The organism is Embleya sp. NPDC056575, from assembly GCF_042793325.1.
Classification (GTDB): Bacteria; Actinomycetota; Actinomycetes; order Streptomycetales; family Streptomycetaceae; genus Embleya.
On the sequence record NZ_JBHTVA010000060.1, the window covers coordinates 1 to 20,069 of the forward strand.

The window sequence follows — 20,069 nt, forward strand, 5'->3', positions numbered from 1 at the left end:
GATCCGGACCGGCTGATCGCCGATCCGGATCCGCCCGCGCCTGATGTGCGTCGCCGCGTCGCGGCGCCGGCCGCGCCTACGCGAGGGATCCGCGTACGCGCGCGCCCGCGCGACTCGAACCGCTCGGCCCGTCCGGCCGGCCGCTCGACCCGCTCAGCCGGAGAACTCCTCCAGCGCCTTGTTCGCCTCGGCCAGCCACTCCGCACGAGCCGCGATCGACTCCTCGGCCTCGCGCAGCTTGCGCTCGTTGCCCGCCGCGCGGGCCTTCTCCGCCTGCTGGGTGAGCTTGTCGATGGACGCCTGGATCTGGTCCACCGCCGCCTGCGCGCGAGCCCGGGCCTCCGGGTTCGTGCGCTTCCACAGCTCCTCCTCGGCCTCGCGGATGGCCCGCTCGACCGTCTGGAGCCGGGCCTCCATCCTCGGCCGGGCATCGCGCGGGACGTGGCCGATGGCCTCCCAACGGTCGTTGATCGAGCGCAGCGCCGCCCGGGCCGCCTTGACGTCCGTCACCGGAAGGATCGTCTCGGCCTCGACGAGCAGCACCTCCTTCGCCGCCTGGTTCTCCCGCTGCTCGGAGTCGCGCTCGGCGAACACCTCGCTGCGCGCCGCGAAGAACACGTCCTGCGCGGCCCGGAAGCGCTGCCACAGCTCTTCCTCGACATCGCGCTGGGCCCGACCGGCGGCCTTCCAGTCGTTCATCAGGTCGCGGTAGCGCGCCGCGGTGTCGGTCCAGTCGGTGGACGTCGACAGCGCCTCGGCCGCCTCGACCAACTTCTCCTTGACCCGCTTGGCGCTGTCGCGCTGACCGTCCAGCTCCGCGAAGTGCGCCTTGCGGCGCTTGGCGAAGTTGGACCGGGCCTGGGAGAACCGGTGCCACAGTTCGTCGTCGGCCTTGCGGTCCAGGCGCGGCACGGCCTTCCAGGCGTCCACCAGCGCGCGCAGTCGCTCGCCGGCCGGTCGCCAGTCCGTGCTCTGGCCCAGCTGCTCGGCCTCGGCGACGATCCGCTCCTTGGCGCCCTGCGCCTCCTCCTGCGCCTTCGCGCGGGTGGCCTTGCGCTCCTCGCGCTTGGAATCCACCACGGTCACCAGCGCGTCCAGGCGCTTGACCAGCGAATCCAGATCGCCGACCGCGTTCGCGTCGACGATGCTCGCGCGCAGGCGCTCGATCGCGTGGTGGGCGTCCTTGGGCGCGAGATCGGTGGTCCGTACCCGCCGCGCGAGCAACTCCACCTCGACGGCGAGTCCCTCGTACTTGCGCCGGAAGTAGGCCAGGGCCTCGTCCGGGGAACCCGCCTGCCACGAACCGACGGAGCGTTCACCGTCCGCCGTCTTGACAAAGACGTTTCCCTGCTCGTCCACGCGGCCCCACGGGTCGCTGCTCACAGCGGCCTCCTTCGATGCTGAATGCGGCGCACTCTACACAGGACCCCCCGGGCGCGGGCCGGGCCGTGCCCGGGGAGTCGCGGTGGAACACGCGTGCGGTCGGTTGCTACTTGGCCACGGTCACGCTGTCGAGGACCACGTTCTCGTGCGGCGCGCCGTCGCTGCCGCCGTCCTCGGTGCCCGCGGCGGCGATCTTCTGCAAAACGTCCATCCCGCCGGTGACCTTGCCGAACGGGGTGTAGTTCGGCGGCAGTTTGCTGTCCCCGGTGACCAGGAAGAACTGGCTGCCGTTGGTGCCGGGACCGGAGTTCGCCATCGCCACCGTGCCCGCGGGGTAGGCCGCGGTGCCGTCCGCGCCGGCGGTGCCCAGGTTCTCGTCGACGAACTTGTACCCCGGACCACCCGTGCCGGTGCCGGTCGGGTCGCCGCACTGGAGCACCGCCAGGCCGCCCGTGGTCAGCCGGTGGCACTTGGTGTGGTCGAAGAACTTCTTGCCCGCCAGGAACGCGAACGAGTTCACCGTGTGCGGCGCCTTGGCCGCGTCCAGGGCGACCTTGACCTCGCCGCAGGTGGTCTTGAGCGTCATCGTGTACGCGCCGGCGGTGTCGATCGACATCGCGGGCTCCGCGCTGAACTGCTCCTTCGTCGGTTCGCCCGGCGCCGGCGCCGCACACGTCTTCGGCTTGGCGGCGGGCGGCGACTGCGGCGCGGAGGGCTGCGCGCTCGGCGGGGTGTTCGCCGCGTTCGTCTTCTTGTCGTCCTTGTCGTCGTCACTCGTCGCCACCGCGAGCCACGCCCCGCCACCCGCCACCACGACCACCGCCGCGACCGCGGCGACGACCTGATTGCGCCGGCGCCGGCGTGCGTGCGCGGTCCCGCGTCGCTCCTGCTGGCGCTCGAACTTCTCGCGCGCGAGCTGTCGCTGGCGCTGCTGTTTGGTGACCACCGCGTGCTCTCCTGGATTCGAATGGTTCGAACGGACTCGATGTGGATGGGACTCGACCCGGACGGCCGTGCGACCGAGCCTGCGCCGGACGACGGCTTCCGGCACCGTGACGGGATCGGTGTACCGGTCCCGACCTGCGGTGATCCCACAGGTGCGGAACCGGCCGCAGCTCGCGCACAGTCTAGGCACGCACCCCCGGAACCGGTTCGCGATCCGCCCCCGCGCGCCGGTAGTCTCGTATCCGATTCCCACGTCCGCCGCATACTTCCGTGCTTGCCCCCGTCGCCGGAAGACCCCGAGACCGAGAGGACGAACGTGATCGTCGCCGGGTTCCCCGCAGGGTCCTTCCGGACCAACTGTTACGTGGTCGCTCCGGGCGCCGGCGAGGAGTGCGTGATCGTCGATCCCGGGCAGGACGCGTTCGACGGCGTACAGGACATCGTCCGCGAGCACGGGCTGCGCCCGGTGGCGGTGGTGTTGACCCACGGGCACATCGATCACATGTTCTCGGTGGTGCCCGTGTGCGCCGAGCACAAGGTGCCCGCGTGGATCCACCCCGACGACCGCGACCTGCTCTCCGACCCGGCCAAGGGCCTGTCGCTCGGTGTGGGACAGCAGTTGTTCGGCGGGATGACCTTCACCGAACCCGAGGACGTGCGCCTGCTCACCGACGGCGCCGTGCTCGAACTCGCGGGCCTTGAGTTGACGGTCCATCATGCGCCCGGCCATACACAGGGGTCGGTGGCCTTCGGCACCCAGGCAAGCGCGGACATCCCGCCCGTCCTGTACTCGGGTGACCTGCTGTTCGCCGGCTCCATCGGACGCACCGACCTGCCCGGCGGCGATCACGCGCAGATGTTGCGCTCGTTGTCCCGGGTGTGTCTGCCCCTGCCGGACGAGACCGTCGTCCTGTCCGGCCACGGCCCCCAGACGACGATCGGCCGCGAGCGCGCGAGCAATCCGTATCTGCAAGAGCTGACGCCGCCCGCGGGACCGCACCGAGGAATGTGACGGATTTTCATACCGTGAGTACCTTCAACGCCCCCAAGGGCACCTTCGACATGCTCCCGCCGTACTCGGAGACGTTCAACCGGATCCGGATCCAGTTCGGCCTGGAACTGCGCGACGCGGGTTTCCAGTACATCGAGACCCCCACCTTCGAGGAGACCGGCCTCTTCCTGCGCGGCGTCGGCGAGTCCACCGACATCGTGACCAAGGAGATGTACACCTTCGAGGACCGCGGCGGCCGTTCGCTGACGCTGCGCCCCGAGGGCACCGCGGCGGTGATGCGCTCGGTGCTCCAGCACAACCTGTACGCGGGCCGACTGCCGGTGAAGTTGTGGTACTTCGGCTCGTACTACCGCTACGAGCGCCCGCAGGCCGGCCGTACCCGGCAGTTCACCCAGGTCGGCGCCGAGGCGATCGGCAGCGACGACCCGCTGGTCGACGTCGAGATGATCGCGCTGGCCACCGAGGGCTTCCAAAAGCTCGGCCTGCGCGACTTCCGGCTGCTGCTCAACTCGCTCGGCTGCCGCGAGTGCCGCCCCGTCTACCGGGCCAAGCTGCAGGAGTTCCTGCGCGCGCTCGACCTGGACGCGGAGACGCACGCGCGGATCGAGATCAACCCGCTGCGCGTGCTCGACGACAAGCGACCCGAGGTGCAGGCGCTGATCGCCGACGCCCCGCTGATCACCGACCACCTGTGCGAGGCGTGCGCCGAACACCACACGTTCGTGCGCGGCATGCTCGACGAGTTGGAGATCGCCTACGAGGACACCCCCCGGCTGGTCCGGGGCCTCGACTACTACAACCGCACCACGTTCGAGTTCGTGCACGACGGCCTCGGCGCGCAGTCGGCGATCGGCGGCGGCGGGCGCTACGACGGCCTGTCCGAGGACCTCGGCGGCCCCGACCTGCCCTCGGTGGGCTGGGCGCTGGGCATCGGCCGCACGATGCTCGCGATGGAGGCCGAGGGCCAGGCCGTGGAGACCCCCGCCGACTGCGACGTCTACGGCGTGGCGATCGGCGACGCGGCCCGCCGCGCGGTCTTCGCCATGGTCACCCAGCTGCGGATCGAGGACATCCCCGCCGACATGGCGTTCGGCGGGAAGAAGCTCAAGGGCGCCATGAAGGCCGCGTCGCAATCCGGCGCCCGCTACGCCATCGTCGTCGGCGATCGTGACCTCACCGAGGGCGTCGCCCAGATCAAGGACCTGTCGAACGGGGACCAGACCCCGGTTCCGCTCGACCAGGTCGTCACCGTCTTGAAGGAGAAGCTTCAGTGATCCGCACCCATGACGCCGGGACGCTCCGCGCCGAGCACGCCGGCCACACCGTGACGCTCGCCGGCTGGGTGGCCCGGCGGCGCGATCACGGCGGCGTGGCGTTCGTGGACCTGCGCGACGCCTCGGGCACCGTGCAGGTGGTCTTCCGCGACCTGGAGACGGTGCACAACCTGCGCTCCGAGTTCTGCGTACGGGTCACCGGCGACGTGCGGGTGCGTCCCGACGGCAACGAGAACACCGAGATCCCCACCGGGGCGGTCGAGGTCGTCGTGGACGACTTCGAGATCCTGTCGGAGGCGGCGCCGCTGCCGTTCCCGATCGAGGAGTACACCCCGGGCACGGTCAACGAGGAGGTGCGGCTCAAGCACCGCTACCTCGACCTGCGGCGCGCGTCGATGGCGCGCAACCTGCGGCTGCGCTCGAAGGTCACCCGGGTGATCCGCGAGGTGATGGAGGACCACGACTTCCTCGACATCGAGACGCCGTACCTGACCCGCTCCACACCCGAGGGCGCCCGCGACTTCCTGGTGCCGGTGCGGCTGCAGCCGGGCTCGTGGTACGCGCTGCCGCAGTCGCCGCAGCTGTTCAAGCAGCTGTTGATGGTGGCCGGCATGGAGCGCTACTACCAGATCGCGCGCTGTTTCCGGGACGAGGACTTCCGGGCCGACCGGCAGCCGGAGTTCACCCAGCTGGACGTCGAGATGTCGTTCTGCGACGCCGAGGACATCCTGGCGCTGACCGAGAAGCTGATCGCGCGGGTGTGGCGCGAGGTGCACGGCGTGGAGATCGCGCTGCCGCTGCCCCGGCTGCCCTACGCCGAGGCGATGGCGCGCTACGGCTCGGACAAGCCGGACACCCGTTTCGGGTGCGAACTGGTGGACCTGACGGCCTACTTCGAGGGCACTTCGTTCCGGGTGTTCCAGGCCGAGTTCATCGGTGCGGTGGTGATGCCCGGCGGCGCCGCGCAGACCCGCAAGGAGCTGGACGGCTGGCAGGACTGGGCCAAGGCGCGCGGGGCGCGCGGGCTCGCCTACGTGCTGGTCGACGCGGAGACGGGCGAACTGCGCGGCCCGGTGGCCAAGAACCTGTCCGAGGAGCACCTGGCCGGGCTGGTCGAGGCGACCGGGGCGAGTAGGGGCGACTGCATCTTCTTCGCGGCCGGGCGGCGCACGGCGCAGCTCGAACTGCTGGGCGCGGCGCGGCTGGAGATCGCCCGGCGCGGGTCGTTGATCGACGAGTCGAAGTGGAACTTCCTCTGGGTCGTCGACTTCCCGATGTTCGAGCCGATCGAGGACGCGGCCGGCAACCACCAGGGTTGGCACGCGATCCACCACCCCTTCACGGCGCCGACGGCGGAGTGGCTGGACGGGTTCGACAAGAACCCGGGCGAGGCGCTGTCGAACGCGTACGACATCGTGCTCAACGGCACCGAGATCGGCGGCGGTTCGATCCGTATCCACCGTCGGGACGTGCAGGAGCGCGCGTTCGCGGCGATCGGGATGTCGGAGGAGGAGGCGCAGTCGCAGTTCGGGTTCCTGCTGGACGCGTTCGCGTATGGGCCGCCGCCGCATGGTGGGATCGCGTTGGGGCTGGACCGGCTGGTGGCGTTGTTGGGCGGGGCGGAGTCGATTCGGGATGTGATCGCGTTCCCGAAGACGGCTTCCGGTGGGGATCCGTTGACCGGGGCGCCGTCGCCGATCACGGTGCAGCAGCGGCGGGAGGCGGGGATCGACGCGAAGCCGAAGTCGGGGGCCGGGGACGTCGGTGCCAAGGGCGCGGGCGCGGTTGCCGATGCGGGTGCGGGTGCGGAGAAGGCGTAACCACCTGTCGGTGGATGTTGTGGGGCGGTCGGGCCGATGGCTCGGCCGCCCTTCGGCGTTGGGGGGCGTGGAGGTGGGGCATGTAAAGGTGGGGGCGGGGGGTAGGAAAAACGCTTCTGCACAGGGAAGAAGCAGGCACGGGCGTCGGTGCCTACCTTGGTAGTCGAGCCGGTCGCCGGGATCGGTTCGCACTACCTCGGGGAGGCCGACATGGCGGTGGACTTGACCAAGCGGCGGGTGCCGGCGGAGTACGTGACGCGGTCGACCGTGCTGGGGCGCGGCTGGACGCAGGGTGCCATCGGGCGCTTCCTGACCGAGCCCGACGGGACGATGGCCAACATGCGATATCGCGGCTCGCCGCCGGTGCGGTTGTACGCGATGGCGCGTGTGCAGGCGATCGAGGGCACGCGGGAATGGCAGGAGTGGTTCCACGCGTCGCGGCGGCGGCGCGCGGCGGCACTGGAGCGGGCGGCGAGCGGCGGGGCCGGCGGCAGTGCAACGGGCGGAGGTGGAGCGCCCGTTGCCGTGGGGGCGGGCGCGGGGGCCGGTGCCGAGGCCGGGTCGGGGGTTCGGGTCGCCTCGCATGTCGGAGGCGGGCGGGATGCTGGAACGGGTCGAGGTCGGGGCTCGAATCGGGAGGTCGCATGAGCCACACCGTGCATATCAATCCGCTGCGGTGGTTCACCGACGGCGAGGGGGGCCTGGAGTTCGTCGAGTCGTTCGGCACGCCGGTGCCGGCCGACCTCCTGGAGGAGGCGCGGGCCGCGTCCTATCCGCAAGTCGGCGATCTGTTGGGGGTGTTGCGGGGCGAAGGGTTGTCGGCGCGCTGCTGGTTCAGTCTGTGGGTCGACGGCGCGGAGGTGGCCGATCCGCTGCCGGAGCGGCCCGGGGGTGGTGACGGCGATCATCTGGGCGGCCTCGCGCTGGCGGTCGCGGGTGAGCGCAAGCGGATCGGCGCCGACGAGCCGGCGTCCGGGCTGACCTGCCGGGCTCCGGGGGAGGGCGCGGTGGAGCGGGCGGTGGTGGCGCTGGCCGAGGCGTTCGGGCCGCAGGTGATGTGGGCCGGCGATGTGGGCGAGGTGGTGGTGGTGCCGCCGGGGTGGACGGCCGACCGGGTTCGGCGCGGTCGGGCGGGATGCGACATGGCCGATTCGTGAGGGATCTGCCCCTGTTCGTGGGGGTGGGGCATCTGGGAGCGTAGGCGCGGGAAGCCCCCGGGAGGGGGCGGCCACCCGACTCGTTCGACTGCTGGGAGCCTCGCCATGCCCTTCTCGCTGTTCGGTCGCAAGAAGTCGAAGCCCGCACCGGCCCCGGCGGCCCCGCCGCCGGTCGGCGCGACACCCTCGGCCACCGTGCGCAGCGGCAGCGGCTCGGCGGTCAGTCTCGACAAGATCGAGCGTTCCGCGCCCGGCCTGGTGAGCCTCTACAAGGCGGCCGGGGTCAGCCTGGAGAAGAACAGGCTGGCCGGCGTGCGGGCGGCGGTCTATCTGGTGCTCGACCGCTCGGGCAGCATGGCGCCGTTCTACAAGAACGGCAGCGTCCAGGCGCTCGCCGACCGGGTGTTGGCCGCAGCCGCGCACTTCGACGACGACGGCACGGTGCCGGTGATCTTCTTCGACACGAAGGCCTACGCGGCCGAGGAGATCTCGCTGGACAACTACGGCGGCCGCATCGCCGCGCTGCACAAGAAGCTCGGCCACATGGGCACCACCGACTACGTGTCCGCGATGGAGGCGGTGATCGCGCACTACCGCTCGTGCGGCGCGACCGACCCGGCCTTCGTGATCTTCCAGACCGACGGCGCGCCGAACAACGCCAAGGCCGCCGAGAAGGCTTTGTGCAAGGCGGCCGAACTGCCCATCTTCTGGCAGTTCATCGGCTTCGGCCGAGACGAATTCCGCTTCCTGCACCGCCTCGACGACCTGCCCGCCCCGAAGTACCGCGTGGTCGACAACGCGGGCTTCTTCGAAGCAGGCGCCGACCCCCGCCGCATGCCCGACGCCACCCTCTACGACAACCTGATGAACGAATTCCCCGAATGGCTCCAAACAGCCAAATCAGCCGGCGTCCTACGCTGACCCGCACCCGGCGAACCCCCGTCCCAGCACCGGGCGTCGCGCCACCCGGCCCGAATCGCGACACTCGCGGTGGCGGCGTGGGCGCAGCGTGGGGGCGCGGCGACGCGGGGGCGAGAGACGGGGCCCTTCGCTGGACCGGGTCAATGCCGCCGGACGGCGCCTGCCTACTCCCCGAGCCGCCGGCCTGTGCGTTGAGTTCCTTGGCGAGAGCGGTGGTGCACGCACGGCGTAGGGGCGTGTCGTGAGATGTGGGGGCTGAGCGTGCGCTCGTGCGCTGCGCTCTCGGAGGAGGGGCGGGGGAGGGGGTGGGGGTGCAGGTGGACGCCGCTGTGCGGCGCCGAGGGACTCCGGCTTTCGCTGCCGCAACACCGATGACGACAAAGCGGGTTGCGGTCCCTCCACGCCCCGCCCTTGCCTGGGTCATGCCGATCCGAACCGAGCCGAGCCGAGCCGAGCCGCAGGCCGGCGGACGGGTCGAGGCGGTCCGGGTTAGGGGCGCGGGTGGTTGGAGGGCTTGGGATTGCCGGCGGGACAGCTGTGTCCGACGAGTCGGGCGCATCGCTGGGCAGGACAAGCGGTTGGCAACGGCGGGGAGCGAGGGCGGTTGAGTCGAGTCCGCCGAGGACCCTTCCCGGTGGGTCGGGCGTTTCCGCGGGCGTCGCGCTGGTGGCTGCGGGCTGGCCGGCGCGGGGGCTGTCCGTGTCGGTGGTGGGCCGCTGCTGGCGTTCGGGGCTTCGAGGCTTGGGGCTTTCGGTGAGGCGGGTGTGTTGGTCGGCGAAAAAGCGACCTGCAGCGGCGGGCGGGGTGGGTGCTCGGGTCGGGTTTGCCGGGCGTGCGCTCCGGGGTGGGTCGGGTGCTTGCGGCGGGGGTTGAGCTTTTGGTCGCGGGAGGCTGGTCCGGGGCCGGCCTGAGTCGGTGGTGGGCCGCTGCCGGCGTGCGGGGCTTCGAGGCTTGGGGCTTTCGGTGAGGCGGGTGTGTTGGTCGGCGAAAAAGCGACCTGCAGCGGCGGGCGGAGTGGGTGCTCGGGTCGAGTTTGCCGAGGGGCCTTCCGGGGTGGGTTGGGGTGTTTCGGCGGTGGGGGGAGTTGGGGTTCGGAACCGGATCTCGGCGGGTGGTTGGTGGGCTTCAGGTTTCTGTGACCTGCGGTTTTGTGGGGTCGTGGTGGAAAGTCGGGCGCCGAGTGCCGGTTTCGTCCGCTCCGGCCTCTTCAGCGCGAGCGTGGAGAGCAAGACTGCCTGGTCGGAATCGCCTTTGAGCCGCGACCTCGCGGAGGTCGTCGAGGGGACCGAAAGTGCCCAGTGAGGGGCGAAACCGGATCCCGAGGCACCTCAAACCTCTTCTCTTCGCGCTGACCTGCGGTTTTCTCCCACACCGAGGCCACGGCATCCCACGCCGTCCGGTTTTGTGAACCCTCGTCACCCACACGCCGCAAACGCCCGACCCACTCGGGTAGGCACCCCGGCGGACCTGACCCGAGCACCCACCCCGCCCGCCGCTGCCGGTCGGTTTTCGGTGAGCAACACGCACGTCTCGTCGGGAGCCCCGGGTTTCGGAGCCCCGCACGCCGGCGGCGGGCCATCACCGGCTCTGGTCGGCCCCGCACCGGCCACCCGGAAGCAACTACGCAACGCGCGCCGGAAGCACCCGACCCACCCGGGGGCGCACGCCCGGCAAACTCGACCCGAGCGCCCACTCCGCCCGCCGCTGTTGGTCGGTTTTCGGTGAGCAACACGCGCGTCTTGTCGGGCGCTCCACGTCTCGGAGCTCCGCACGCTGGCGGCGGCCCATCACCGGCTCTGGTCGGCCCCGCACCGGCCACCCGGAAGCAACAACGCAACGCGCGCCGGAAATACCCGACCCACTCGGGTAGGCGCCCCGGCAAACTCGACCCGAGCACCCACTCCGCCCGCCGCTGTTGGTCGGTTTTCCGTGAGCAACACGCGCGTCTTGTCGGGCGCTCCACGTCTCGGAACTCCGCACGCCGGCGGCGGCCCATCGTCGGCTCGGGCCGGCTCGGGCCGGCAGCTCGCGACCACGGTGCGACCTGCGTTGGGAGCATCCGGGCCGCCCCTGAAGGCTCCATGGTGGACTCGACCCGGGCGCTCGCCTTTCGCGCCGTTGCCGGCCGGGTTTCGCCGAGTAGTGCGGTCGTCTCGTCGGGGTCCCGGTCTTGGAGCCCCGCGCGCCGGGGCGGCCGATGCCTCGAGTCGGACCCGGTCCCGGACCGGCACCCCGCAACTGAAGCGCAATGGGCGTTGGGGGTACCCGGCTATGCGAGAAGCTCCGTCGGGGGAGACGATCCGGTCGTTCTCCGGCTCTGGCGCCGCCGGTGTCGGGCATCGCAAGCCGTTGGATCGCCGGCGACGCCGCTTCGGTCTGTGACCATCGCGACGCCCGGTTCGGATTGGCTGTCCCGGCCGGATGGCCCGGGGCGTGCCGGGGGTTTTCGGGGGTGGCCGTCGTTGGGGTTGGGGTTGGGCATGGGGGTTAGGGTCGTTGGGTGGATGCCGATCTTTTTACTGCTGCCGCCGAGGCGCGGCAGGCCAAGGACCCCTCGCTCGCGCCGCTTGCCGTGCGGATGCGGCCGCGTGATCTGGACGAGGTGGTCGGGCAGCGGCACCTGCTGGGTGAAGGGTCGCCGTTGCGTCGGCTGGTGGCCTCGGAGAGTCGGGTCACCGCGCCGAGTTCGGTGATTTTGTGGGGACCGCCCGGTACCGGCAAGACCACGCTCGCCTATGTGGTCAGCCATGTCACCCGTCAGCGGTTCGTGGAACTGTCCGCGATCACGGCGGGCGTCAAGGAAGTGCGCGCGGTGATCGAGGACGCGCGTCGGCACGCCGGCTCCCAGGGGCGGGACACGGTGCTCTTCCTCGACGAGATCCACCGCTTCTCCAAGGCCCAGCAGGATTCGTTGCTGCCGGCCGTGGAGAACCGATGGGTGACGCTGATCGCGGCGACCACCGAGAACCCCTACTTCTCGATCATCAGCCCGCTGCTGTCGCGGTCGCTCCTGCTGACCCTGGAGTCGTTGACCGACGACGACCTGCGCGAGGTGGTTCAGCGCGCGCTCACCGACGAACGGGGCCTGGCCGGGACGCTGACCCTCGACTCCGACGCCGAGGAGCACCTGCTGCGGATCGCGGGTGGTGACGCGCGGCGCGTCCTGACCGCGTTGGAGGCGGGTGCGGGGTCGGCCGCCGACAAGGGCGAGGAATCGATCACCCTGGCCACGCTGGAGAGCGCGGTGGACCGGGCGGCGGTGCGGTACGACCGGGACGGGGATCAGCACTACGACGTGGCGAGCGCGTTGATCAAGTCGATCCGGGGTTCGGACGTGGACGCCGCGCTGCACTACCTCGCGCGGATGGTGGAGGCGGGGGAGGACCCGCGCTTCATCGCCCGGCGGTTGATGATCTCGGCGAGCGAGGACATCGGGATGGCCGATCCCACCGCGATCCAGGTCGCGGTGGCCGCCGCGCAGGCGGTTGCGCTGATCGGCTTCCCCGAGGCGCGGATCACGCTGTCCCAGGCGGTCATCCACCTCGCCCTCGCACCCAAGTCGAACGCGGCCTACCTGGCGATCGACGCCGCGCTCGCCGACGTTCGGAAGGGACTGGCCGGTCCCGTCCCGCCGCACCTGCGGGACGGGCACTACAAGGGCGCCGCCAAACTCGGCCACGCGCAGGGCTACCTCTACCCGCACGACGACCCCGACGGTGTGGCGGCGCAGCAGTACGCCCCCGACGCCATCCACGGCCGCACCTACTACGAGCCCACCCGCCACGGCGCCGAGGCCCGCTACGCCGACATCACCACGTGGCTCCGCACCCGCCTGAACACGCCGACCCCGCCGAAGTCCTGACCGACGCGAGGACCCCGCCCCACGCCGTGCCCCCTCCGCGCGGCGGGAGGACGCACCCGCATCCGCACGGCGGTGTGCGGCGAACCGTTGCGTGCGGCGGCCCTCTTGGCGCCTGCGCGACCGCGCGCCGTGCCGTCTCGCCTCGCGTGCCGCTTCGGTGGCTCCGTCCAGGTGTCGGGACGTGCGTTGGGGCGTGTGTCCGGGGGGTGGGCGGGTCCGTCTCATGGGGGTGAGGTCGGGCTTCAGGCGGATGGACCGGGGGGTGCGAAGGGCTACCGGTGGGGGACGTCCGCGCTGGTGGGGGCGGGTGAGGATGAGCGGGATCCCGCTGTTCGTGCTCGGTCCTCCTGGAGTTGCCCGTGTTTCGTTTCGCGCTGCGCAATGTCGTCGCACACCGGACCAGATTGGCGATGACCGCCGTCGCGGTGTTGCTCGGTGTGGCGTTCGTCGTGGGCACGCTCGTTCTGTCGGACACCCTGGGGCGGGCGTTCAAGAACACCGCCTCCAAGAGCTTCGCGGACGTGTCCGTCGCCGTCCTGGACGACAACGTCGACCGCACCGGCTCGCGCGCGCACGGTCGGCCCGAACCCACGCTCACCGACGACACCCTCGCCCGGCTGCGCGCGCTGCCCGGTGTCGCCCGGGCGCGTGGTGTGCTGGAGGGGTTCACCGGCGTGGTGGACCGGGACGGTGACCTGCTCGGGTCGGGGTGGACGACGATCGGGACGAACTTCGCGCCGGTCGGCGACGGCACCGATCCCCGCTTTCCGATGCGGTCCGGGCGCGGACCGGCCGCCGCCGCCGAGATCGCGCTCGACGTGCGGACCGCGGACAAGGGCGGTTTCCGGGTCGGCGACACCGTGCGCGTCGCGTTCGGCGGGCCGATGATCGCGGCCCGGCTGACCGGGGTGTTCGCGACCGACGATCCGCGCGTGTCCTCGGGTGGTTCGCTCGTGCTGTTCGAGACCGCGACCGCACAGCGGCTGCTGCTGGAGCCGGGGCGCTACGCCGAGATCGACCTGGTCCCGGTTCCCGGTACGAGCGAGGCGGCGTTGCGCGCCGCGGCCCTGCGCGTGGTGCCGGACGCGGACAATCTGCGGGTCGCCTCCGGACGTACGCTCGCCCGCGAGCAGGTGGACATGATCGAGGCCGGCACCCGGCAGATGACGATCGCGCTGCTTGCGTTCGCCGGCATCGCGCTGTTCGTCGCGACCTTCATCATCGCCAACACCTTCACCATGCTGGTCGCCCAACGCACCCGCGAACTGGCCCTGTTGCGCGCGGTCGGCGCCCGCAGCGGACAGGTCACCCGGATCGTGCTTTTCGAGGCTGCGGCCGTCGCCGTGATCGCCTCCCTGCTCGGCTTCGCCACCGGCATCGCGCTGGCCGGTGCGCTTCGGGCGCTGCTGGAACGATTCGGCGCACACCTGCCCGCCGGCCCACTGATCGTGGAGGGCCGTACGATCGCGGTCGCGTTGCTCGTGGGCGGCGCGGTCACCCTCCTCGCCGCGTGGCTGCCCGCTCGGCGGGCGTCCCGGATCCCCCCGGTCGCCGCGCTGAACGTGGTGGAGCGACCGGCGGGCCGCGGCGGATCGCGTGGCCGCGGTGCGGTGGGGGCGCTGGTGACGGCGGTCGGTGCGGCGCTCACCGTGTACGGGCGTTCGGCGGCCGGCGACAGCGGCCGGGTCCCGGTCGCGCTCGGTGCGTTCCTGCTGTTGATCGGCGTTCTCATGCTCACCCCGTCGCTGGCCCGACCCGCCATCGCCGTGGGTACGCCGCTGCTGGATCGTGTGTTCGGCGTGGCCGGTCGGCTGGCCCGGCGCAACGCGGTACGCAATCCCCGACGTACCGCCGCCACCGCGTCCGCGCTGACCATCGGCCTGTCCCTGATCGCCGGCCTGACCATGCTGGGCGCGTCGATCCGGCAGGCCGTCGAGGAACGGGCGATCGCCGAGATCGCCGCGGACTATCGGATCGGCACGGTCAACGGTGCCTCGCTCGACGCGGGCGTGCCCGCCGTCGTCGCCCGCGTGCCCGGGATCACCGCGATCTCGCCGCTGATCCGGGACTCGGTCCTGCTGGACGGCCACGAGGCGGCGGTGATCGGCGTGGACCCCAAGGGCATCGAGCACCTGATCGACTTCGACGGCCTCGCCGCGCCCGAGGCCGGCAGCCGTACCGCCGCCGCCGACGCGCTGCGCCGCGGCGAGATCCTGATCAGCGCGGACACCGCCAAGCGGCGGGGATGGGGCGTCGGCTCGGTGATCCCGATCGGCTACCCCGACGGCGCCCGCGGCACCGTCAAGGTCGGCGGCATCCAGGGCGACCTCGAACAGTTGACCAAGGTGACGGTGCCGGCCGCGCTGCTGGAGCGGCACACGGTCGACCGCGACATCCGTTCGATCATGGTGCGCGTCGAGGGCGGCGGCAGCGCCGCGACCACGCGGGCGATCGAGCGCGCGATCGGCGACAACCCGCTCGTGCAGGTGGAGGATCGCGCGGCCATCCGGAAGTCCTTCAGTCGCACGGTCGACCTGCTGCTCAACATCATGTACGGGCTGCTGGCCATGGCGGTGCTGATCGCGGTGCTCGGCGTGATCAACACCTTGGCCATGTCGGTGTTCGAACGCCGCCGGGAGATCGGCATGTTGCGCGCGATCGGGCTGGACCGCTCACGGGTGCGCACGATGGTCCGGGTCGAGTCGACGGTCATCTCGGTGTTCGGTGCGGTGCTCGGGTTGCTGGTCGGGGCGTTCCTGGCCTGGGGAATCCTGGGCACGCTGCGCGACAAGTTGCCGAATCTGGTCCTGGTCGTGCCCTGGGCCGGCGTCGCCGGATTCCTCGCCCTGGGGGTCGTCGTGGGCGTCGTCGCGGCGGCCTGGCCGGCCCGCACCGCCGCCCGCACCGACATCCTGACCGCGATCGGCGCCGAATGACGGGGCTTGAGGCCACGTCCTAGCTGCTCGCGCCGATCGCGGGGGCGCGGAGGCCGTCCGGGGCCGGTGTTCGCATGGCACGGGCGATCTCGGGGTCCAGGCGGCCGGTGACCGCGCCCACCACGGTGCGCCGGACCAGTTCGGTCCAGGCCGGTGCGCGGCGCATCATCGCGTGGCCGTCGGGGAGTTCGAATCGGCAGACGCGGTCGGAGACCTCGCGCGCGGCCAGCGCGTAGCGGTGCGAGGCCTTCGGGCTCGTGGTGTGGTCGGCCGTGCCGTGTACGACGACCAGGTCCCGGCCGGCGAGTTGTGCGTACGGTTCGTCGTCCTCGATCCAGGGCGCCAGCGCGCAGATCGTACGCACGCTGTCGTGGCCGGCCACCCGCAACGCGGTGCGGCCGCCCATCGAGTGGCCGACGAGGGTGACCTCGGCGTCGGGGTATCGGGTACGGATGCCGTCGAGGGCCCACCACGCGTCCTGGACCGGGTCGCGATCGGGCTCGTTCCAGCCGCGCACCCGGTAGCGCAGCAGCCAGGTCTCGGCGCCCGCCGCGTGGGTCGCGCGGTGTACGGCGCGGGCTATCGGCACCATGCGTCGATAGGCCAGGTTGCGGGTGGAGGCGGGTTGCCGACCGTGCGCCCGGCCACCGGGCAGGACCAGGACGACCGCGCGCACCGGCGTGTCACGCGGCGGCGACCACCTGCGCAGCGCGGCGAACGGCCCGGTGGATGCGTGCGCGTCCGGCATGCGGAGCCCTCCATGCTGTCGGCGTGGCCCCGGCAGCCAGGCCCACTCGCGTCGAAGCGGGGCCTCCACGACCACAGCCCCAAAACCCGAACGCCCCCACCACCCGGGTCGTTCCCACGACGAGGAGGCGGACACGAGCGCCAACGCCCACGCCCACGCGGACACGGTCACGGGCCCCAACGTGGACGCGGACGCCTGGCACGCGATCACGTCCAGGTCCGCGCCGATGGGCATGCTCACACCGACGCTCACGTCTGTGCCCGCACCAACATCCACGCCCCGCCAACGTCCACGCACGGGTACACGACTTGCACCCGCCTCGGCCCCCGCTCGCCAGGAGCACACCCCTGTTCCCCCGAGCCCGGCCCGCGAGTGCAATCACGCGCACCACGCCCTCGACCGCCCACGCTCGCGACCGCGTCGACGCCTGCGCATGCACCCGCGACCGTGCGCGTCCGCGAGCGCCTTGATGTCCGCCTGCGCCTGCGCCTGCGACTGTGCCCCCGCGCTTGCGACTGCGGCCGGGTCTGCGTCTGCGACCGTGCGCTCGGCGCTTGCGACCGCGATCGGGGCAGCGCCTGCGACTGTGCCCCCGCGCTTGCGACTGCGGCCGGGTCTGCGTCTGCGACCGTGCGCTCGGCGCTTGCGACTGCGATCGGGGTAGCGCCTGCGACTGTGCCCCCGCGCTTGCGACTGCGATCGGGTCTGCGTCTGCGACCGTGCGCTCGGCGCTTGCGACCGCGATCGGGTCAGCGCCTCCGATCGTGCCCCTGCGCTTGCGACTGCGATCGGGGCAGCGCCTGTGACTGTGCCCCTGCGCTTGCGACCGCGATCGGGTCTGCGTCTGCGACCGTGCGCTCGGCGCTTGCGACTGCGATCGGGGTAGCGCCTGCGACTGTGCCCCCGCGCTTGCGACCGCGATCGGGGCACCGCCTGCGCCTGCGACCGTGCCGCACCCCTCTGTGCCCGCGACCGCGTGGACTGCGCCGTGATCGCTCGCCCGTGATCCTGGCCCGACCACCTCGCCGCAGCTGCGCCTTGGCCGACGCCCACCGTCGCCGAAGCGGTCTGCACGCTCCCCGCCGTCGTCGAGATGCCTGGCGGGCGCCATAGGGGGTGCCTTTGTGTTGCCGGAGTTCACGTTGTGGCACCGGTGACTGCGGTCCCGGCCGCCCGGCCCCCGCGAGCACCGCTGGATGTCGCCGAGCCGGTCGTCCGTACACCGGCCGCCCGCGCGCCCGCACCCCCGCCGCCTCCGTCGTTCAGAAGCCCCGGGTGCGCTTCGATGCCGGTCGCATTTCGCGGCCCGTGCGCGGCGGCGGGGAAGGCAGGACGAAGCGGGCCGCCTCGGAGCCGACGTTGACGCCCGCCGCGAGCGCCAGGGCCAGGGACGCCGCGTTCACCAGGCTGCGCCAGCCGCTGTCCGTGTGGCCGAGGGCCAGGCCGAGCATGCCCTGATACATCGCGCTGCCCGGCAACATCGGGCCGATCGCCGGGATCACGTACGGCAGCGCCGACGTGCCGTGCCACCGGGCGAGCAACTGCCCGAGCAGCCCGAGCAGCCCGGTGGCCACCGCCGTGGCCAGGACCGGCGCGGCGCCGGCCTCGCGCAGCACCTGGAACACCGCCCAGCCGACCGCTCCGCCCGCCGCCGCCATCGGCAGCAGCACCCGACGCACCTGGACCAGCACCGCGAACGTCAGCGACACCCCGCCCGCCGCGAGGAGTTGCACGACGCGGGGGTTGTCGTTGAGGTTGAACGTCCCCTCGACGGTGAACTTCACGCCCACCTGGTCGCCGATGTACAGCACGATCGAGATGCCCACGATGATGCCGACGATCAGGTAGAAGACCTCCAGCAACCGGGCCGCGGCGGTGATGTAGAAGCCGGTCAGCCCGTCCTGTACGGCGGCGACCAGGGCGCGCCCCGGCAGCAGCGCGAACAGCCCGCCGGTGACCACGGCGTACGGGTTGATCCCCGCGCCGAGCTTGATCATCACCACCGTGATCGCGGCGGCCGGCATCGAGGCGAGCACGAACTGGTAGAACTCCGGGACGCCGCGCTCGGCGAGCAGCTGCGCCAACCGCTCGCCGATCAGCGCCGCGACGCAGGCCGCGACGGCCACGATCGGTCCACCGCCGACCATCACGCTCGCGAAGGCCGCGATCAGCCCCGCGGACACCAGCAACAGCGGGCGCGGGTAGGGGTGTCGGTTGCGGCGGATGTCGGCGAGGCGGTGGTACGCCTCCTCCAGGGTCAACTCGGATCGGGTGATCGCCTCGACCAGTTGGTGTGCCTCGTCGAGCCGGGTGTAGTCGACGGCGCGGCGGCGCACCACGCGCTCGCCCGTGACCGGCGGTTCGACCAGCGAGGGCTGATAGGACAGGGTGATCGCGACGAAGGTCACATTGGGCTGGCAGCGTTCCAGGCCGTACGCGTCGGTGATGCCGAGCATCGCCGCCTCGACGTCCTCCCCGCCCTCGCCGCTGGCCAGCAGCAACTCGCCGGTGCGCAGCGCGAGATCGAGTACGCGCGGGACCGAGGGGCCGGCCTCGGGCTTCTCCGGGGCGGGCACGATCGGGATGCTCGCGGTGTGCCCGCTGAACCGCAGCTGGGTGCGCAGCCGGTCCTGCCACGGGCTGGCGCCGGATCGCGGTGTCGCCGGCCGCTCCGGCTCCCAGGGCGCGCGAGGGCCCGGATGGGCGCGGCCGACCTCGTCCGCCGATCCCTCCGGTTCGTGTCGCGAGTGCTGCTCCGACACCCCGTGTCGTCCCTTCCGCCGTTCCCGCCGCGATCCGGCTCGCGCCGGCGGCACCGTCGACCGGTCCGCCGTGGCGATCCGTCCGGGTGGATCGCCACCCGGTGCCGCGACCGGAAACGTTAGCCGGTTCCCGGCCCGGGCCCGGGCCCGGCACGGCCGACCACGGAGGAGGAGACTGCCCGGCGGGCGCCGCATCATGCGAGGCCACGGGCCGACGGGATAGGCGGACGAAGCCCGAGCCGGAAGACCTCGCGCGAGACGCGAGCCGGACGACCGGCCCTCGAAGCGGCCGGCCAACGCCTCAGCTCTCCCCGTGCACCCCGTGCAGCAGCCGGCGCAGCGCGCCGCCCAGCTCGGTCGGGTCGGCCACCGGGTGCTCGAATTCGAAGCGCACGTCACAGGTGCGGTCCGGGCCGCCGGTGCGCAGCCGGATGCCGTGTCGGTCCAGCGACACCGGCGCCACCCGGTCCGCGCAGGCCGGCGCGCCCGCCACGATCGCCAGCCGGCACAGGTCGTCGCCGTGCGCCGCGGCCAGGTGCTGGAGCAGTTCGGCCTCGTGCCCGGCCAGCGGGTCGGGCGCGGCGTCGGCGTAGTCGTCGGGTTCGACGTGTCCGGTGCCCCACAGGTCGTCGACCAGCACCTCGCCGACCTCCAGCCGCACGACCGTCCCGGCGCGCTCGGACGCGGTGGGGTCGGGAGCCGCCTCGGCCAACAGCGCGGCGGCGCGCTCGGCGTCGGGGCCGGTGGGGATGCTCAGCCAGCCCGCGATCCAGCAGTGCGCCCGGACCCGGTGCGGCACGGCCACCGGCGCGACGTCGACCAGGTGCAGTACGGCGGCCACGTCGTCCCGGGACGTCAGCACCACCGCGGCGGTCTCGCTCGGGACGAGCAGCAGCAGCGAGCCGTCGGCCTCGACGGCCCGTGCGGCGGGGATCACATGCTCCTCCCGGTCGCCGGGCAGGTCCAGGGTGGCCGACCCGGCGTGGGCGGCCAGGGTGCGGGCCCGCTCCGCGGTGCGCGGCCGCCGGGAAGAGACATCGGTGCGCCCGGCGTTGGCCTCGGTGGGAACAGACATGGCGTCCTCCAGGTGTGGCGCTCAGGTACGGCGCTCGTTTGCGACCCCCGAGTGGGCTACCGGCCGCGTCTTCGTTAAGGTTAGGCTTACCTAAGTAACCCGATCTTGGCAAGACGGCCCGACCGGCGCCCACCGCCCCGGCCCGGCGCCTCGACCCACGACCGGACCGGCCAC

Annotated in this window: 13 protein-coding genes; 8 read left to right on the forward strand and 5 right to left on the reverse strand. The window is 72.2% G+C overall.

Annotation, left to right across the window (positions count from 1 at the left end):
- Positions 1–153: 153 nt before the first annotated feature.
- Both ACFRCG_RS35905 and ACFRCG_RS35910 read right to left on the reverse strand, forming a co-directional pair.
- Positions 154–1,383, reverse strand: coding sequence for a DUF349 domain-containing protein (locus ACFRCG_RS35905; protein ID WP_380039364.1), 1,230 nt, complete (start codon positions 1,381–1,383; stop codon positions 154–156).
- A 106-nt stretch (positions 1,384–1,489) separates the two neighbouring features.
- Entirely contained in the window at positions 1,490–2,329 is an 840-nt protein-coding gene (locus ACFRCG_RS35910) for a peptidylprolyl isomerase (RefSeq protein WP_380039366.1), read from the reverse strand.
- A 315-nt stretch (positions 2,330–2,644) separates the two neighbouring features.
- Between ACFRCG_RS35910 and ACFRCG_RS35915 the strand changes: the two genes are divergently transcribed.
- The 8 genes from ACFRCG_RS35915 to ACFRCG_RS35950 all read left to right on the forward strand — a co-directional run bounded on the left by ACFRCG_RS35915 (position 2,645) and on the right by ACFRCG_RS35950 (position 15,310).
- Complete coding sequence (locus ACFRCG_RS35915) at positions 2,645–3,340, forward strand: MBL fold metallo-hydrolase (RefSeq protein WP_380039368.1); 696 nt, start codon at positions 2,645–2,647, stop codon at positions 3,338–3,340.
- Between the two features lie 14 nt (positions 3,341–3,354).
- Positions 3,355–4,614, forward strand: coding sequence for a histidine--tRNA ligase (gene hisS / locus ACFRCG_RS35920; RefSeq protein ID WP_380039370.1), 1,260 nt, complete (start codon positions 3,355–3,357; stop codon positions 4,612–4,614).
- Positions 4,611–6,434, forward strand: coding sequence for an aspartate--tRNA ligase (aspS, locus tag ACFRCG_RS35925; protein WP_380039372.1), 1,824 nt, complete (start codon positions 4,611–4,613; stop codon positions 6,432–6,434). Before hisS ends, aspS begins: the two co-directional genes overlap by 4 nt.
- 210 nt (positions 6,435–6,644) lie before the next feature.
- Positions 6,645–7,082: a hypothetical protein gene (locus tag ACFRCG_RS35930; protein ID WP_380039374.1), complete on the forward strand. Its 438-nt coding sequence runs from the start codon at positions 6,645–6,647 to the stop codon at positions 7,080–7,082.
- A complete protein-coding gene (locus ACFRCG_RS35935) occupies positions 7,079–7,591 on the forward strand; it encodes a hypothetical protein (protein WP_380010245.1) in 513 nt (170 codons plus the stop codon). Before ACFRCG_RS35930 ends, ACFRCG_RS35935 begins: the two co-directional genes overlap by 4 nt.
- A gap of 105 nt (positions 7,592–7,696) precedes the next feature.
- The gene (locus ACFRCG_RS35940; protein WP_380010242.1) at positions 7,697–8,512 is read left to right on the forward strand and encodes a vWA domain-containing protein; all 816 of its coding nucleotides are present in this window, start codon (positions 7,697–7,699) and stop codon (positions 8,510–8,512) included.
- A gap of 2,500 nt (positions 8,513–11,012) precedes the next feature.
- Positions 11,013–12,374: a replication-associated recombination protein A gene (locus ACFRCG_RS35945; protein ID WP_380010239.1), complete on the forward strand. Its 1,362-nt coding sequence runs from the start codon at positions 11,013–11,015 to the stop codon at positions 12,372–12,374.
- A 359-nt stretch (positions 12,375–12,733) separates the two neighbouring features.
- Positions 12,734–15,310, forward strand: a complete 2,577-nt coding sequence (locus tag ACFRCG_RS35950; protein ID WP_380039376.1) for an ABC transporter permease — start codon at positions 12,734–12,736, stop codon at positions 15,308–15,310.
- A 19-nt stretch (positions 15,311–15,329) separates the two neighbouring features.
- Here ACFRCG_RS35950 and ACFRCG_RS35955 read toward each other — a convergent pair whose 3' ends face one another.
- The 3 genes from ACFRCG_RS35955 to ACFRCG_RS35965 all read right to left on the reverse strand — a co-directional run bounded on the left by ACFRCG_RS35955 (position 15,330) and on the right by ACFRCG_RS35965 (position 19,895).
- Positions 15,330–16,058 carry an alpha/beta hydrolase gene (locus ACFRCG_RS35955; protein WP_380039378.1) on the reverse strand — a complete coding sequence of 243 codons (729 nt, stop codon included), beginning with the start codon at positions 16,056–16,058 and terminating at the stop codon, positions 15,330–15,332.
- A 1,262-nt stretch (positions 16,059–17,320) separates the two neighbouring features.
- Positions 17,321–18,820: a threonine/serine exporter ThrE family protein gene (locus tag ACFRCG_RS35960; RefSeq protein ID WP_380039380.1), complete on the reverse strand. Its 1,500-nt coding sequence runs from the start codon at positions 18,818–18,820 to the stop codon at positions 17,321–17,323.
- 301 nt (positions 18,821–19,121) lie between these two features.
- Complete coding sequence (locus ACFRCG_RS35965) at positions 19,122–19,895, reverse strand: DUF2470 domain-containing protein (protein WP_380039382.1); 774 nt, start codon at positions 19,893–19,895, stop codon at positions 19,122–19,124.
- Positions 19,896–20,069 lie beyond the last annotated feature (174 nt).

What these genes read in the sequence shown, in the direction of transcription:
- ACFRCG_RS35930 (WP_380039374.1), top strand. Translation starts at nt 6,645, where the DNA reads ATGGCGGTGGACTTGACCAAGCGGCGGGTGCCGGCGGAGTACGTGACG.
- ACFRCG_RS35935 (WP_380010245.1), top strand. Translation starts at nt 7,079, where the DNA reads ATGAGCCACACCGTGCATATCAATCCGCTGCGGTGGTTCACCGACGGC.
- ACFRCG_RS35940 (WP_380010242.1), top strand. Translation starts at nt 7,697, where the DNA reads ATGCCCTTCTCGCTGTTCGGTCGCAAGAAGTCGAAGCCCGCACCGGCC.
- ACFRCG_RS35955 (WP_380039378.1), bottom strand. Translation starts at nt 16,058, where the DNA reads ATGCCGGACGCGCACGCATCCACCGGGCCGTTCGCCGCGCTGCGCAGG.
- ACFRCG_RS35965 (WP_380039382.1), bottom strand. Translation starts at nt 19,895, where the DNA reads ATGTCTGTTCCCACCGAGGCCAACGCCGGGCGCACCGATGTCTCTTCC.